The sequence below is a fragment of the Vibrio rubrogenes genome, assembly GCF_059641415.1.
In genome coordinates this window covers 13926-29225 of record NZ_JCARSY010000024.1, presented here as the reverse complement: position 1 = coordinate 29225, position 15300 = coordinate 13926, and the positions used below count along the sequence as shown (strand labels likewise).

The window sequence follows — 15300 nt, the reverse complement described above, 5'->3', positions numbered from 1 at the left end:
GTCAGGTGAAGGAGAACGTGCAGTGTGGTCCACCACACGTCCCTTGGCGACGTTATTTAGTATCCCATTAAGCTCAGTAATCGTTCTGCCGTTTCTATCGCTTCTTTACGGTTGTTCAGATTGAGCTTCTGATAGAGGTTTCTGATATGAGTTTTGATGGTGGTTCCCGCGACTTCGAGCTCCTGAGAGATCTGTTCATTGCTGAAACCTGAATAGATCAGACCAAGCACTTGCCATTCACGTTGCGTCAATGGACTGGTGCGCACAAGTTCAGGCACTTTCGGGTGATGAAGCAACTTATCGATAAATTCTTCATCGAAATGCAATGAACGACTGCGTTGTTTCTGGGCGATCTCACGGAGCAGATATTTCGCGCGATGTTTTTCTAAGTCCTCGAGTGTTTCACCTTGTACCAGTTGCTGTAAGACCGGATATAAGTGTTGCCCTTCGATGAGAAAATCCGCCACCATTCCTGTCTGATTGGTCATCTTCAACGCTTGGCGTAACATGGTTTCAGCAACTTGTGGTTGTTGGCTCTGCACCGCGAGTACCGCTTCGACGATCAGGTTACGATTGGTATCGGTAAAGAGTTCGGATTGTTGTGCTTCATGCTGCAAAAACGCCAGACTCTGCCGCGCTTGTTCGAGTTGGCCGGTATAGATCTGAGCCCGCGCGATATTACGCCACTGGAGTTGTAAAAAGTGGTTCTTCGCTTCAGAAGGCCGGGAAGCCTGATCCAGCCAGGTTTCGATTGCATCGGCATCATCCCGGACTTGCCAATAGAGCAATAAAGCGAACGATGCATTGGCCGTCCAGTCGATATGGTAGCTGGACTGGTTTAACAATGTCTCTATCTGCGCCACAAATTTTGCAGCGCGATCGATTTCACCGCGGGCAATCGCAACACGGGCCAGAATCGAGTAACTATGCAGATGTTTACTGATGTCTAAGTTGCCCAGCACTCTGATACCTTTCTGAGCAAAGACTTCCGCTTCATCCAGTGAATTCCAGCACCAGAGAACCTGCGCATGGAGCCGCAACAGAAATTCATGTAACGGCACTTGATGCAACTGCTGGGCTTCAATCAGTTTGAAGGCTGATTCATGGAGCTCGAAAGCGGCTTGAACATAACCCTGCGCGAGCAAGATTTCGCTCTGCTGGATTAAAGCCCATAGCGCTTGATGATACACCTGATGTTGACGGGCCAATTTTTCGGTTTGTTGCATCAAAGACAGGGCCCGATTGAGTTCCCCGTGTACATGATTAACTTCTCCGACAATTGAGGTCGCAATAATCCGGCTGCGGAAATCGGTTGTCTCCAACTGACTCAGGGCAAGTTCAGCCAGTTCTAAAGCGAGTTCCGGATCATTCTTATTGATGGCGATCTGTGCTCTGAGCGTGTTGAGTTGTCCTTGTTCCGGCTGAGAAATCGCAATGTTTCTCTGCTGCATCTCATGTTCGGCCTGGGTTAACATATCCTCAACCCGGGGATAGCGGTGCTGGCTCTGGGCTAACCAAGCCTGAAGTAACGGCAGTTTTACACCGGCATAGAGATGATCGGCATCAAGTTCGTCAATTGCTGTCTCCAGAATGTTTAACTCACCATGATTGAACATTCGCCAGCCGTGAGCGAGCAGAATCTGAGTGGTCAAATCACTGTTATGGGCTTGCTGAGCGTGTTTCAGTGCCTGATGAGGAATGTCGAGCTTCAGCCAAGCTTGAGCTGCCCGGCAGTGGAGTTGCTCTTCTTCATCAGGAATAATCTTATGCCGCTGATGGGTCAGAAACTCCGCAAACAGATGATGAAAGCGATACCAGTTCTGCTCGCTTTCCAGTCGATGGATAAAGAGGCCATAACGATTGAGTGACTCAATCATATTTAACGCATCGCTGCGCTGGGTCAGTTCAGCAACCAAGATATCGTTAAAGGTCTCCAGAACCGCACACTGCAACAGAAATAACCGAGTCTCGCTGTCAATATAAGCAAAGACTTCCTCAATCAAGTATTCCCACAGATGATTATGATTAAACCGGGCGACCGATTGTCGGGATTGAGCCAGTGACCGGTTCTGATGTTTGGCTTGTAAAGCGATCAACTGTAGGGCGGAAGGCCAGCCTTCGACATAATGTCTCAGCTCGCTGACCGTTTCCGGGTCAAACTCATCATGGACAACCTGACTGAAAAAGCGGGTTGTTTCTTCTTCGTCAAAGGCCAGCATGTTGTGATCGATTTCGATGAGTAGATCTCGCACACGCAGGTTCGCAATACCCAACGGTGGATTCGAACGGCTGGTGACGACCACAGTCATATTGTCCGGCATATGTTTAATAAAGAAACGCACCGCTTCATGGATTTTTTCATCATGAATCAGGTGGTAGTCGTCAAGTACCAGATAGCAGGGTTGCGTCACATCCTGAATTTCATGAAAGAGTTCGGCAAACAGAGAAGAGACGGAGGAGTACTGGCTGCGTTCTGCAAGAGTCTGGCTATTCGGACAACCATTGCTGGTGGCAATATTAATCGCCTGAATAAAGTAATTAATGAAACGAAACGAATCATTGTCACCATCATCAATACTATACCAGCCGACAGCAGGGCTTTCGGCGAGCCACTGTGCTGCCATGGTGGTCTTACCGTAACCGGCCGGTGAACGAAATAACACCACTTTACATCGCTGCGCATGGCGCAGGGTATCAAGTACCCGCTGTCGAGAGATCGCGTGGTGTAGACGACTCGGACGTGTCAGTTTTGATGGAATCCACATAAATTCTGCATTTTTCTTCGATTTGCATAAATTCTCAGTAGTTTAACGTGGAGCGTACTGTCTGGAACTTGATCGACTTCTTAATACACAAATTTCTAACAATTTTATGAATTGAGTGATGGGTTTTTGAACTTTTGGGCAAATCATCAGGCTCTACGCCTACTGACTCCTACCACAATTCCCTTTCTGCGGGAGGATGTTTCATGACGCAGGACTATGCAGGATATACCCATACCTTTAGTCCTTAAATTAAGCAAGATGCTGTAAAGAGTGAGATCGTCATGAACAATGAACAAACAAATCATTTTGAGCCGGAGGCATTCAAACAGAGTGTCTTAAATCATTTGAAGACCACCTATTCACAAGAGATTGAACATGCGAGCGCCCGGTCATGGTATTTGGCGATGGTGAGGGCATTGTCTGAAATGAGCGTTGCCGATATGGTCGATACCGAACATGATCCACGGGTTCGCAACGCGAAACATGTGAATTATCTTTCACTCGAATTTTTGATGGGTCGACTGACGGGCAACGCGCTGATTAACATGAATTTGTATGCGCAGGTCGAGCACGTGATGCAAATGCTGGGACAATCGTTGTCTGATTTATTGGAACATGAGCGAGACCCTTCGCTCGGCAACGGTGGGTTGGGGCGTTTAGCGGCCTGCTTTATGGATTCCTGTGCTGCTCAGGAATACCCCACGGTCGGATACGGTTTACATTATGAATACGGGTTATTCAAACAGTCTTTTGTCGCCGGACGACAACAGGAAGCGCCAGATGAGTGGCGCGGAGAAGAGGGGTATCCGTGGGAACGGCTGCGGCCTGAACTGACCCGGCGAGTCGGGTTCTTCGGCCATGTTGAAACCTATCAACATCAAGGTAAGACCAAGCGCTGTTGGCAGCCTGCACAGATCGTGAAAGCCATCGCATGGGATATTCCGATTATCGGCTATAAAAGTCGTACGGTTTATCCGTTGCGTTTATGGGAATGCCGGGCAGAGCAGGGTTTCTCACTCGATAAGTTTAATGAAGGTGCTTATATTGAAGCGCAGCAGCGCATGATTGAAGCCGCAAATCTGACCAAAGTGCTGTATCCGAATGATAATCATGAGCAAGGTAAAGTCCTGCGGCTGATGCAGCAATATTTTCATAGTGCTGCATCCATCGGTGACATTGTGGATCGTCACGAGCAAGCCGGACGCGAGTGGGAGAGTTTACCCGATTATGAGACCATTCAACTCAATGATACTCATCCTGCGATTGCGATTCCTGAACTGATGCGGGTTTTGATCGATGAGAAAGATCTGGCGTGGCAAACCGCATGGTCGATTTGTACGCGGGTCTTCGCCTACACCAACCATACCTTGATGCCCGAAGCGCTGGAAACATGGCGTAAGTCGCTGATGACAAAATTGTTGCCCCGACATATGGAGCTGATCGCGGAAATTGATCAGCATGTTTCGAAACAGGTCGTGCAACGGTGGCCGGATGATGCCGATAAACAAGCGAAACTCGCGATCATCTCCACGGAGAAAGAGCCGATGGTGAGAATGGCGAATCTGTGTGTGGTCGGCTCTTATGCCGTCAATGGTGTCGCCGCGATGCACACGGAACTGGTGCAAAAAGAACTTTTCCCTGAATTCAATGCATTATTCCCCAATCGGATCCGTAATGTCACCAACGGGATAGCACCGCGTCGCTGGTTAACCTATTGCAACCCTGATCTGGCAAATTTGATTCGTCATAAGATCGGTCACCGCTGGGAAGACAACCTCGACCATTTGGTCGATTTAGCCGCCTATGCTGATCAGCCTGAGTTCCAGTCTGCATTTATGGCGACTAAAAAGGCCAATAAAGAGCGTCTGGCGCAGTGGGTTTTGGCCCACCTCGGATTAGAAATTAATCCCGATGCCCTGTTTGATGTCCAAATCAAACGTCTGCATGAGTACAAGCGTCAGCACTTAAATCTACTGCATATTCTGTCTTTGTATCATCGTCTGTTGCATGAGCCTAACTTCGACATGGTGCCCCGCGTGGTCTTTTTTGCCGCGAAAGCCGCCCCCGGTTATCACCTGGCAAAAGAGATTATCTATGCGATCAATCAGGTTGCCGAAACCATCAATCATGATGAAAGGGTCAACGATAAGCTGAAAGTTGTATTCATTCCCGATTATCGGGTCAGCATCGCGGAATTAATCATTCCCGCTGCGGATCTGTCCGAGCAAATTTCAACCGCAGGTAAAGAAGCATCCGGCACCGGTAACATGAAACTGGCACTCAACGGTGCTCTGACTATCGGCACGATGGACGGTGCGAATGTGGAAATTTGTGAAGAAGTCGGTGACGAGAATATCTTTATCTTTGGCTTGAACGTACATCAGGTCAATCAATGCCTGCGCGAGGGTTATGATCCTCACCGTTACTACACGGCCGACCCATTACTGAAGGCAAGTCTTGATTGGCTTAACACGGACTATTTTACGCCGGGAGAGCCGCACGGACTGAAGCCGGTTTTCGACACCTTGTTAAGCGACGGTGACCCGTATCTGTGTCTGGCTGATTTTCGGTCTTATGTCGATACTCAGGCCGCGGTTGACCGCCAGTATCGAGATGTGCAGGGCTGGGCACGCAAAGCCATCTTAAATACGGCGCTGGTGGGTAAATTCAGTTCGGATCGGTCGATTCGCGATTATGTCGAGACGATCTGGCATCTGCAGCCCGTCAAACGTTAAGTCAGTAACCGGTTTATTCAGCAACGGGTTAGTACAGAAACCGAATGACATGGTGTATCGGAGCCGAGCATTCCGCCTCGGCTCATTTCATCTTATGAATTCTTATCAATGCAATGTCATTGGAGTGAAACATGATAACAAAACCAACATTGGAGCATGTGGCGGATCTTGCCGGGGTAGCCAAGTGTTACACGGATGCATGGGGCGATGAAACGGAAGTCCCCGAGCAGACGCTGCGTCAGATTCTGGCCATTATGGGCTATGATACGTCAGAAGATGCCCGACTCATGGCATCTGCGATAGACAAACATCAATCTCGCCTGTCAGAGCCGGTTGTGGTTGTCCGCGGAGACGAACAACCCGTCGATATCATCCTCCGAATCGGCCGAGATGTTTCATATCAACATTTCTCTTGGCAAATCCGGACCGAAGACAATCAGCATTTTGATGGTGACGTGGCAACGCATCTCCTTGCGGATCACCGCGACCGAGATGGCACCGTGACCCTGCGTATCTCGGGGCTGACGCTGGGCTATCATCAGTTGTGGGTGAAGGATAACCGGACCGATCATCTTGAGGAGAGTATGCTGATCATCGCGCCGGCAGCATGTTATAAACAGCCCGCGCTATTGTCAGGCCAGAAAATGTGGGGGTTGAGTATTCAACTCTATACGCTCCGCAGTAAAGCTAACTGGGGCATCGGTGATTTCGGTGACTTGAAACAACTGATCACCGAAGTCGCAGATAAAGGTGCCCAGTTTATCGGACTCAACCCATTGCATACGCTTTTCCCGGTCCATCCGGAGTTTGCCAGTCCTTATAGTCCGTCTTCCCGTTTCTGGTTAAATACGCTCTATATCGACGTCAGTTCGGTTCCCGAATTTGTCCTCAGCCACGCCGCTCAGTCGTTAGTCGGCAGTGCCGATTTTCAGTACCGGCTTGAGCAGACAAGAGCTAAAAAGTGGGTTGACTACACCGAAGTGAGTGCCCTTAAAATGATGGTGTTGCCGTTGTTGTATCAGGAGTTTCGTCACCGTCATCTGGCGCATCATTCCGAGCGGGCACAGGCCTTTATACAGTTTGTGGAACAAGGTGGAGAGAGCCTGACTGCGCTGGCGGTATTTCATGTGTTGTCCGAGACATTCTGCCAGACCGGGACAGAGAACCACGAAGCCACTCAGCCGTGGGGATTGGCACAGTTTCCGCCTGAATATCAAGACTATCAGAGTGAGACGGTACAAGCCTTTATTGAGACGCATCAGGAAGCGATTCATTTTCATATGTACTTGCAGTGGATTGCTGACAGCCAGTTGAAAGAAACACAATTAATGGCCCGGGAACGCGGCATGGCGATTGGTTTATATCGGGACTTGGCCGTCGGTGTCAGCAAGAATGGTTGTGATACTTGGGTCGACAGCCATCACCATACACTGGTCAAAGCGGTGAGTGTCGGTGCGCCACCGGATATTTTAGGACCGCTCGGGCAGGACTGGGGACTGCCGCCATTTCATCCGGTTACGCTCCGGGAACAGGCCTATCGCCCTTTTATTGAACTACTCAGAGCCAATATGAAGCATTGTGGCGCGCTGCGGATTGATCATGTGCTGGGGTTATTGAGACTGTGGTGGATACCTCAGGGGAAAACCGCGAAAGAGGGAGCTTATGTCTATTATCCGGTGGAGCATTTGCTGGCGATTCTCGCATTGGAATCACACCGACATCAATGTGCGATCATTGGTGAAGACTTAGGTACCGTTCCGCCGCAAATGGCAGAGATTCTGGCAACCGCAGGGATTCACTCATATAAAGTCTTTTTCTTCGAAAAATCTCAGCAAGGGGTATATACACCGCCGTCAGACTACCCTTATCAGTCGATGACTGCCTTATGTACACACGATATGCCGACGCTGAGAGGGTTCTGGCATGGTTCAGACCTGTCGTTGGGGCAACAACTGGGGCTCTATCCCGATGAGACACAACTCGAACAACTGCGTCATGATCGTGCTCAGATGCGTCAGGGCGTATTGCAGGCTCTGGGGATGTTTAACTCACGGGATGAAGATGGCGCAGGTATTCAGCAAATGGACTGGGCTGAGGAACACCGGGTGATGGATCCATTATTGGGTGAGTTAATCCAGCTGCATGTGGCCTCCGGTCGTTCAGCGTTGGTCAGTATTCAGCTTGAAGATTTACTGGCAATGGATGAGCCGGTCAATGTACCGGGTACCGTTGATCAATATCCCAACTGGCGGAGAAAACTGTCTGCCGATCTAACCACGATTTTCTCGTCGGCGGCAATTCGCAACATGCTGGTTAAGCTTACTCAGATTCGGGCTGCCTGATACGATATCTGAAAAGCTTGAAATATCAAAAAACCGGTTCTCAAACGAGAACCGGTTTTTTTAGATTGGGAGTGATGAATCTCTATCTAAATAGTGACGAATTCATCCCGATGAAGTTCATTTCTATCAACCGTTCATTTCTATCAAACGGATGCGTCATCTGCATCATCATAAATCGTATCGAAATCCACCCCTTTTTCACGATAGAGTCTCGGACAAGCCCGGCCATCACTGTGGAACAGATGACAACGATTGGGTTCAATACCGATGGTATATGAATCACCGACCACCACATCAAGGGTATCCATCGCCCGATAAATCACATTGGCATCCGCGCCTTTCAAATGCAGGTAGATCTGCGTTTCGTAGCCGAGTCTTTCCACAATCTGCACTTTGCCTGATACGGTGAATGCTGCGGATTCGGCACTGATTAAATGCTCAGGACGAATCCCCAAAGACATCCGCTCGCCCGGATGAACCTGATCGCCTTGAACCGGAATCCAGAAGGTCTCACCATTGGGTAATTGCACCATGACTCGTTCCGGTTCCGCGGCTTCGACATTGACGGTCATAAAATTCATTTTCGGTGACCCGATAAAGCCTGCCACAAAGCGATTTTTCGGATAATGATAGAGTGCCAGCGGTTGGCCGACCTGTGCGACGGAACCTAATTGAAGAACAACGATCTTATCCGCCATCGTCATGGCTTCAACCTGATCGTGCGTCACATAAATCATGGTGCAACCGAGCTGGCGCTGTAATTTGGTAATTTCGCTGCGCATGTTGACCCGTAGAGACGCATCGAGATTTGAGAGCGGTTCATCAAGGAGAAACACATTCGGTCTTGAGACCAAAGTTCGGCCAATGGCAACCCGCTGACGCTGGCCGCCGGATAATGCTTTGGGCTGACGGTCCAGTAAGTGGCCGAGCTGGAGGATTTCCGCTGCCTCAACAACGCGTGTGTGGATGGCTTTTTTATCGGCTTTGGCGAGTTTGAGGCCAAACGACATGTTGTCATACAAATTCAGATGCGGATAAAGGGCATAGGACTGAAAAACCATCCCCACACCTCTTTTGGAGGGTTCAATATCATTGACGCGCTGTTCACCAATATATAAATCACCGGAGGTGATATCTTCCAAGCCGGCAATGCAGCGTAGCAGGGTGGATTTCCCACATCCTGACGGGCCGACGAAAACGACAAACTCACCGTCGTTGATTTCCAGATTCACGTCCTTGGAAATCACGACATCATCATAAGCCTTCGATACATTTTTCAGGGTGACACTTGCCATTTCGATCATCCTTAACTCAAATATAGATTTGTGACATGGAAAGGGAGCAGCCATACTCAGTGACTGTACCTTATTATCGGATATTCTTTCACCTTACGCGGTGAGTTGGAAATAGTATGCGTCAAAGGATGGCGCTGTGCATCCTCCTGTCTGTCAATCCTCAGGGCGGACAGCGAAGGATTAGCATTCGGGAAGGGAGGAGGTCGGGGGAGACGCCACCTAGTCAGAAACTGTGCGGAAAAGTGTTATCTATCACATTTTATCTAACTTTTAAGTGATTCGGGTGTGTAGATGTTGATGGGAGTCACGAAAATACCGTTATATCTCAGGGGCGTAGGGCTCAGGATGATGATGGACGCAGCAATATTTTTCATCATATGGCATCACCTCCTACGACAAGTTGAACAATAAGGATAAGCGCATGAAAAAGACCCTACACGCTGTCGCAATTTGCACCTATACAGCTCTGGGCTCGTTGAGTCTGAGTTTAAGCGCACATGCTGCCATTGCGGAAGGACAGCTCACGATATGGATTAATGGAGATAAGGGCTACAACGGTCTGGCGGAAGTTGGCAAAAAATTTGAACAAGATACCGGGATTCCGGTGACCGTGCTCCACCCGGATGCGTTACAGGATAAGTTCCCGCAGACCGCCGCCACCGGTGACGGGCCGGATATTGTTTTTTGGGCACACGACCGGTTTGGCGGGTATGCTGAAGCGGGGTTACTTGCAGAGGTTCATCCGTCCCCTGAACTCAAAGCCAACATGTTCGATTTCACCTGGGACGCTGTCCAATATCATGGCAAATATATCGGCTATCCGATTGCGGTTGAGTCTCTGTCGCTGATTTATAATAAGGATCTGGTGCCTGAGCCGCCCAAAAACTGGGAGGATATCGCCAAACTGAATGACAAGCTGAGCAAACAGGGTAAAAGCGCGATTATGTGGAATCTGAAAGAACCGTACTTCACCTGGCCATTGCTGGCGGCCGATGGCGGGTATGCGTTTAAATTTAGTGATAAGGGCTATGACATCAATGATATCGGAGTCAATAAACCCGGTGTCCGCAAAGCGATGACGTTTTTGAAAGGGCTGGTCGATAGCCACGTCATTTCACCGGATATGGATTACTCCGTATCTGAGTCCGAGTTCACCAAAGGCAAGACAGCCATGACCATCAACGGACCGTGGAGTTGGGGCAATATTGACAAAGCCGGAATTCATTACGGTGTCACCACATTGCCGAAGTTTAATGGTCAAAACTCAAAAGCGTTTGTCGGTGTTCTTTCTGCCGGGATCAGCACCGCTTCACCGAATAAAGATCTCGCGGTTGAGTTTATTGAGCATTATTTATTGACCGATGAAGGGCTGGCAATGGTGAATGCCGATAAACCGCTGGGCGCCGTCGCATTGAAATCTTATCAGCAAAAACTTTCCAGCGATCCGCGCATTGCTGCCACCATGTACAATGCGACATATGGTGAGATTATGCCAAATATACCGCAGATGAATGCATTCTGGAGTTCAATGAAAAATGCCATTATCAATGTGGTTGACGGGCGTCAGTCGGTTGACTCGGCATTGGCTGATGCGCAAAAGCAAATTGCACATTAATGGGAAGCGGGGCAGGTGATACTGAGTCGTCATGATTCATCCGTGACGGGAAGTTGGTTTGGTATCACCTGACCTGAATTAGCTTGATTAGATTTCAGGAAGTTTTATGCAGTTCGTTCAGAAAGCAGACCCCGGCAGTTTGAGTACCGGTCATAAAATCAAGTGGATCAAATGGGTGACCCTGTTTGCGATAGGCAGCCTGAACGGTTATGCCAGTATCATGATGTATGCGCGTGGTGAAATTGCGTTTGCTTTGTTAACCATTGTGCTGACAGCGCTGGCACTCTACATTTTTGGCAGCCGGAAAACCTACGCGCATCGCTATATTTATCCCGGCATTGCCGGCATGATCCTGTTTATTCTGTTTCCGTTGGTTTACACCATCGGACTCTCATTCACCAATTACAGTGCCAAAAATCAGCTTTCGTTGGAACGGGCACAGTCGGTATTACTCGATCAAACCTACCAAAGCGGCCAGAACTATCCTTTTACTCTTTATCGCGAGCAAAATGGCTACCGTCTGGTGGTGCGTGACGGCGAGCAGTTATTGGCGACACCGGCATTTTCATTGGGACGCCATGTGGCGAAACAGTTGGCATTAGCCCCCATTCGGCCACCGCAAGGGTGGACAAAAGAATCACTGAAAACCGTGATTCAACATCGGGATACGCTGGCTGAGCTGAAATTAGTCACGCCACAAGAACAGACTATTCGGATGAATGGGTTGCGGCGATTTTCAGCCATTACCTCTAAGTATCAATTGCTTGATGATGGCGTAACCCTGCGTAATCAGCAAAATGGTGAATTACTCAAGCCCAATATGGAGATCGGTTTTTATCAGCCGGTTGATCAGGATGGCCAGTTTTACCAAGACCCGATTTCTCCCGGATTTATCGTCAAAATCGGGACGGCTAATTTTCAACGGGTGTGGCAGGACGACGGCATTAAAGAACCTTTCATCAGTATTTTTATCTGGACGGTGGCCTTTGCCGCCCTGACCGTCGGGCTGACCCTGATCATTGGCTTGGTACTCGCCAGTGTCGTGCAGTGGGAAGCGCTGCGTGGACGGTCGGTTTATCGCGTGTTGCTGATTTTACCTTATGCGGTGCCGGCTTTTATTTCGATCCTGATTTTTAAAGGATTGTTCAATCAAAGTTTCGGTGAAATCAACATGGTGCTGAATGCGCTGTTCGGTCTGAAACCGGCATGGTTTTCCGATCCCATCATGGCGCGGGTTATGGTTATTGCGGTCAACACTTGGCTGGGTTTTCCCTACATGATGATTTTATGTATGGGATTGCTCAAAGCGATTCCTGAAGATCTCTATGAAGCATCCGCCATTGACGGGGCCGGGCCGTTGTATAATTTTACCAAAATTACCCTGCCATTGATGATTAAACCGCTAACACCGCTGTTGATCGCCAGCTTCGCGTTCAATTTTAATAACTTCGTGATGATTTATCTGCTCACCGGCGGCGGGCCGAATATGATCGGTACAACCGAGCCTGCCGGCTATACGGATTTGTTGGTCAGCTACACCTACCGAATTGCCTTTGAGGGCAGCGGCGGTCGGGACTTCGGTCTGGCCAGTGCGATTGCAACCCTGATTTTCTTACTGGTGGGTGCATTGGCATTAATCAATCTTCGTTTCACGCGCGCAGGACAAGATTAAGGAGGAGTTGCATCATGGCAATGGTTCAAGGAAAAAATTTGAAATACCGGGTCTGGGTAACGCATATTGGCTTATGTTTCTTTCTCTCACTGATTATTTTTCCGATGCTGATGATCGTGGCAATCTCATTACGGGAAGGAAACTTTGCCACAGGGAGCATTATTCCGGAACATCCGTCTTGGGAGCACTGGAAACTGGCATTGGGGTTTGCGGTGACTCATGCAGACGGGAGTGTCACCCCGCCGCCATTTCCGGTTTTGACCTGGTTGTGGAATTCGGTCAAGGTTGCCACAGTCTCCTCGGTGCTGATCGTCGCCTTATCCACCACCTCGGCATACGCATTTGCACGGATGAAATTCGGTGGCAAGAGTCTTATCTTAAAGGCGATGATGATCTTCCAGATGTTCCCGGCCGTGCTGGCGCTGGTGGCGATTTACGCCCTGTTTGATAAATTGGGTCAGTATATTCCTTTCCTTGGTTTGAATACCCATGGCGGACTGATTTTCTCTTATCTGGGCGGTATCGCACTCCATGTCTGGACCATTAAAGGTTATTTTGAAACTATTGATGGTTCGCTGGAAGAGGCCGCAGCCCTCGATGGAGCGACTCCGTGGCAGGCTTTCCGTTTGGTGTTGTTACCGCTGTCGGTGCCGATTCTGGCTGTTGTTTTCATTCTGTCGTTTATTGCCGCAGTCGGTGAAGTCCCGGTGGCATCGCTGCTACTGTCTGATATTAATCAGTACACTCTTGCGGTCGGCATGCAGCAGTATCTGTATCCGCAAAACTACCTGTGGGGGGATTTTGCCGCCGCCGCAGTGTTATCGGCACTGCCGATCACCCTCGTTTTCTTGTTAGCGCAACGCTGGTTAGTCGGTGGTCTGACAGCCGGTGGCGTGAAGGGTTAATGCGGCCACTTTCCCGGTCGGTGGCGGCGCATAGCTGCCCTGACGCGTGGTTTTGACCCGGAGCCTGACCAGGCTTTCGCACAGCGACACCGCACAAGTGACCCCGTCGAGTACCGGGATTGAAAATTGAGCCGATAATTGTTCGGTCAGATCGACTATCCCGGCACAGAGCGGGCAAGCGTTGTGACAACACTGAATTTATTGGCGAGCATCGATGCCACCCGGTAAGCGGCTTCACCAATACCAATCATCGGTTTGTCCGTGATGCAACGAGCCGCGTCCGGACCGGTATCATCGAAACAGGCAGTCACAACCGCATCGAAATTCTCTTGTGCCTGAATCGCCTTATCAATTGAGACCGCGGCCTTCTTCATGGTTGACCAACATTTCGTCGAGCCACCGGAAGGCCGCACTTGGATGACGGGTTAGACTTGTTCTGAACTCAATACCATGGTTTCGCTGGCTTTGGCACGTTGAGATTTGGTGGCAAGAAAATAGAGATAGCCGACAAACATCATGGTCGCGAACAACAAGGCGATAATGAGATTAAACCAGATCATGGCGATCAGGCAGATCACGGATAAAACCAAGGCAATGGCAGGAATGACCGGATATCCCGGAGCCCGGTAGCTGCGCACCATTTGTGGTTCACTCTGACGCAATTTAAACAGACTGAGCATACTCATGATATACATCACAATTGCACCGAAAACCGCCATGGTGATCATCGCTGCGGTTAAACTCATCCCTTGCAGATTAATGACACCGTCACTGAAAATAGCAATGATACCAATAATGCCACCGGTGATGATCGCACGTTGCGGTGTTTTGAATGCCGATAGTTTTGCCAGACCTGCGGGCATGTAACCGGCACGGGCGAGAGCAAAAAACTGGCGCGAATAGCCGAGAATAATGCCGTGGAAACTGGCAATCAGGCCAAACAGGCCAATCCAGACCAACATATGCAGCCAGGTGGAGTTATCGCCGACAATCATTTTCATCGCTTGTGGCAGCGGGTCATTAATCCCTGACAGTGCCTGCCAGTTTCCTGCGCCACCTGCAAATATCATCACACCAATCGCCAACACAACCAGCGTCAAAATCCCGGAGATATAGGCGACAGGAATGGTTCGTTTCGGATCTTTTGCCTCTTCAGCAGCCATGGCCGCGCCCTCAATGGCGAGAAAAAACCAGATCGCAAACGGAATTGCTGCGAAGACGCCGGTGATAGCATGGAAACCAAAGGTATCACTGCCGGCCCAGCCGTTGGCGGTGAAATTCGCCATACTGAATCCGGGAGCGACGACGCCCATAAACACCAACAATTCAATCACCGCTAAAATGGTTACAAATAATTCAAAAGTTGCGGCAAGTTTGACGCCCAGACAGTTCAGGCCCATGAAAACAATGTAAGCGCCGACGGCGGCATATTTCGGATCCAAACCGGGATACTGGACATTGAGATAAGCACCGATTGCCATCGCAATCGCAGGCGGGGCGAAAACAAATTCAATTAACGTGGCATAACCGGCAATTAAACCGCCGATTTCACCGAAAGCGCGACGGCTGTAGGCAAACGGCCCGCCAGCGTGTGGAATCGCAGCGGTCAGTTCAGTAAAGCTAAAAATAAAACAGGTATACATGATAGCAATTAAGGCTGTCGTGATGAGGAACCCGAGTGTTCCGGCAACGCCCCAGCCATAGCTCCAGCCAAAATATTCACCGGAGATCACAAGTCCGACCGCAATTCCCCACAGGTGAATTGTGCCCAGCGTTGGTTTCAATTTTTCGGTCATGATTGTCCTCCATTCATTTCATTCCATGACGATGAGATCCTTTCCCAACATCCATGTTTTCAACAATATGACAGACGTCCAATGCTTAAAGTGTGCCTGAATGGCTTTGCTGGCGTGAAAGCGAGCGGCGAAATGGCTGTTGGGGTATGAGCGTAGAGGGTGTCGATTTCGTCAG

General features: G+C 49.5%; 9 protein-coding genes. 5 read left to right on the top strand and 4 right to left on the bottom strand.

The features are described 5' to 3' along the window. Positions 1-56: 56 nt before the first annotated feature. Positions 57-2765: an HTH-type transcriptional regulator MalT gene (gene malT, locus AC55NX_RS15265; protein WP_496996507.1), complete on the bottom strand. Its 2709-nt coding sequence runs from the start codon at positions 2763-2765 to the stop codon at positions 57-59. A 281-nt stretch (positions 2766-3046) separates the two neighbouring features. On the opposite strand from malT, the gene AC55NX_RS15260 reads away from it, so the two are divergent. Together AC55NX_RS15260 and malQ are read left to right on the top strand one after the other, a co-directional pair. Continuing rightward, on the top strand, positions 3047-5500 hold the full coding sequence (locus AC55NX_RS15260; RefSeq protein WP_496996506.1) for a glycogen/starch/alpha-glucan phosphorylase: 2454 nt from the start codon (positions 3047-3049) through the stop codon (positions 5498-5500). 131 nt (positions 5501-5631) lie between these two features. Further along, positions 5632-7842, top strand: a complete 2211-nt coding sequence (gene malQ, locus AC55NX_RS15255) for a 4-alpha-glucanotransferase (protein WP_496996505.1) — start codon at positions 5632-5634, stop codon at positions 7840-7842. Between the two features lie 143 nt (positions 7843-7985). Here malQ and malK read toward each other — a convergent pair whose 3' ends face one another. After that, a complete protein-coding gene (gene malK, locus AC55NX_RS15250; RefSeq protein ID WP_496996504.1) occupies positions 7986-9137 on the bottom strand; it encodes a maltose/maltodextrin ABC transporter ATP-binding protein MalK in 1152 nt (383 codons plus the stop codon). A 421-nt stretch (positions 9138-9558) separates the two neighbouring features. Here malK and malE point away from each other — a divergent pair, with 421 nt between their 5' ends. From malE to malG, 3 genes are all read left to right on the top strand, one after another. Beyond that, entirely contained in the window at positions 9559-10752 is a 1194-nt protein-coding gene (gene malE, locus AC55NX_RS15245; protein WP_496996503.1) for a maltose/maltodextrin ABC transporter substrate-binding protein MalE, read from the top strand. 106 nt (positions 10753-10858) lie between these two features. Beyond that, complete coding sequence (malF, locus tag AC55NX_RS15240) at positions 10859-12424, top strand: maltose ABC transporter permease MalF (protein ID WP_496996502.1); 1566 nt, start codon at positions 10859-10861, stop codon at positions 12422-12424. A gap of 14 nt (positions 12425-12438) precedes the next feature. Further along, complete coding sequence (gene malG / locus AC55NX_RS15235; RefSeq protein WP_496996501.1) at positions 12439-13329, top strand: maltose ABC transporter permease MalG; 891 nt, start codon at positions 12439-12441, stop codon at positions 13327-13329. A gap of 155 nt (positions 13330-13484) precedes the next feature. On the opposite strand, the gene AC55NX_RS15230 is transcribed toward malG, so the two are convergent. Together AC55NX_RS15230 and eat are read right to left on the bottom strand one after the other, a co-directional pair. Then, positions 13485-13703, bottom strand: coding sequence for an aspartate/glutamate racemase family protein (locus AC55NX_RS15230; protein WP_496996500.1), 219 nt, complete (start codon positions 13701-13703; stop codon positions 13485-13487). A 51-nt stretch (positions 13704-13754) separates the two neighbouring features. Further along, positions 13755-15125 carry an ethanolamine permease gene (eat, locus tag AC55NX_RS15225; protein ID WP_496996499.1) on the bottom strand — a complete coding sequence of 457 codons (1371 nt, stop codon included), beginning with the start codon at positions 15123-15125 and terminating at the stop codon, positions 13755-13757. Positions 15126-15300 lie beyond the last annotated feature (175 nt).

Coding starts and splice junctions, on each gene's coding strand:
- malT (WP_496996507.1), bottom strand. CDS start 2,765: ATGTGGATTCCATCAAAACTGACACGTCCGAGTCGTCTACACCACGCG.
- AC55NX_RS15260 (WP_496996506.1), top strand. CDS start 3,047: ATGAACAATGAACAAACAAATCATTTTGAGCCGGAGGCATTCAAACAG.
- malQ (WP_496996505.1), top strand. CDS start 5,632: ATGATAACAAAACCAACATTGGAGCATGTGGCGGATCTTGCCGGGGTA.
- malK (WP_496996504.1), bottom strand. CDS start 9,137: ATGGCAAGTGTCACCCTGAAAAATGTATCGAAGGCTTATGATGATGTC.
- malE (WP_496996503.1), top strand. CDS start 9,559: ATGAAAAAGACCCTACACGCTGTCGCAATTTGCACCTATACAGCTCTG.
- malF (WP_496996502.1), top strand. CDS start 10,859: ATGCAGTTCGTTCAGAAAGCAGACCCCGGCAGTTTGAGTACCGGTCAT.
- malG (WP_496996501.1), top strand. CDS start 12,439: ATGGCAATGGTTCAAGGAAAAAATTTGAAATACCGGGTCTGGGTAACG.
- AC55NX_RS15230 (WP_496996500.1), bottom strand. CDS start 13,703: ATGAAGAAGGCCGCGGTCTCAATTGATAAGGCGATTCAGGCACAAGAG.
- eat (WP_496996499.1), bottom strand. CDS start 15,125: ATGACCGAAAAATTGAAACCAACGCTGGGCACAATTCACCTGTGGGGA.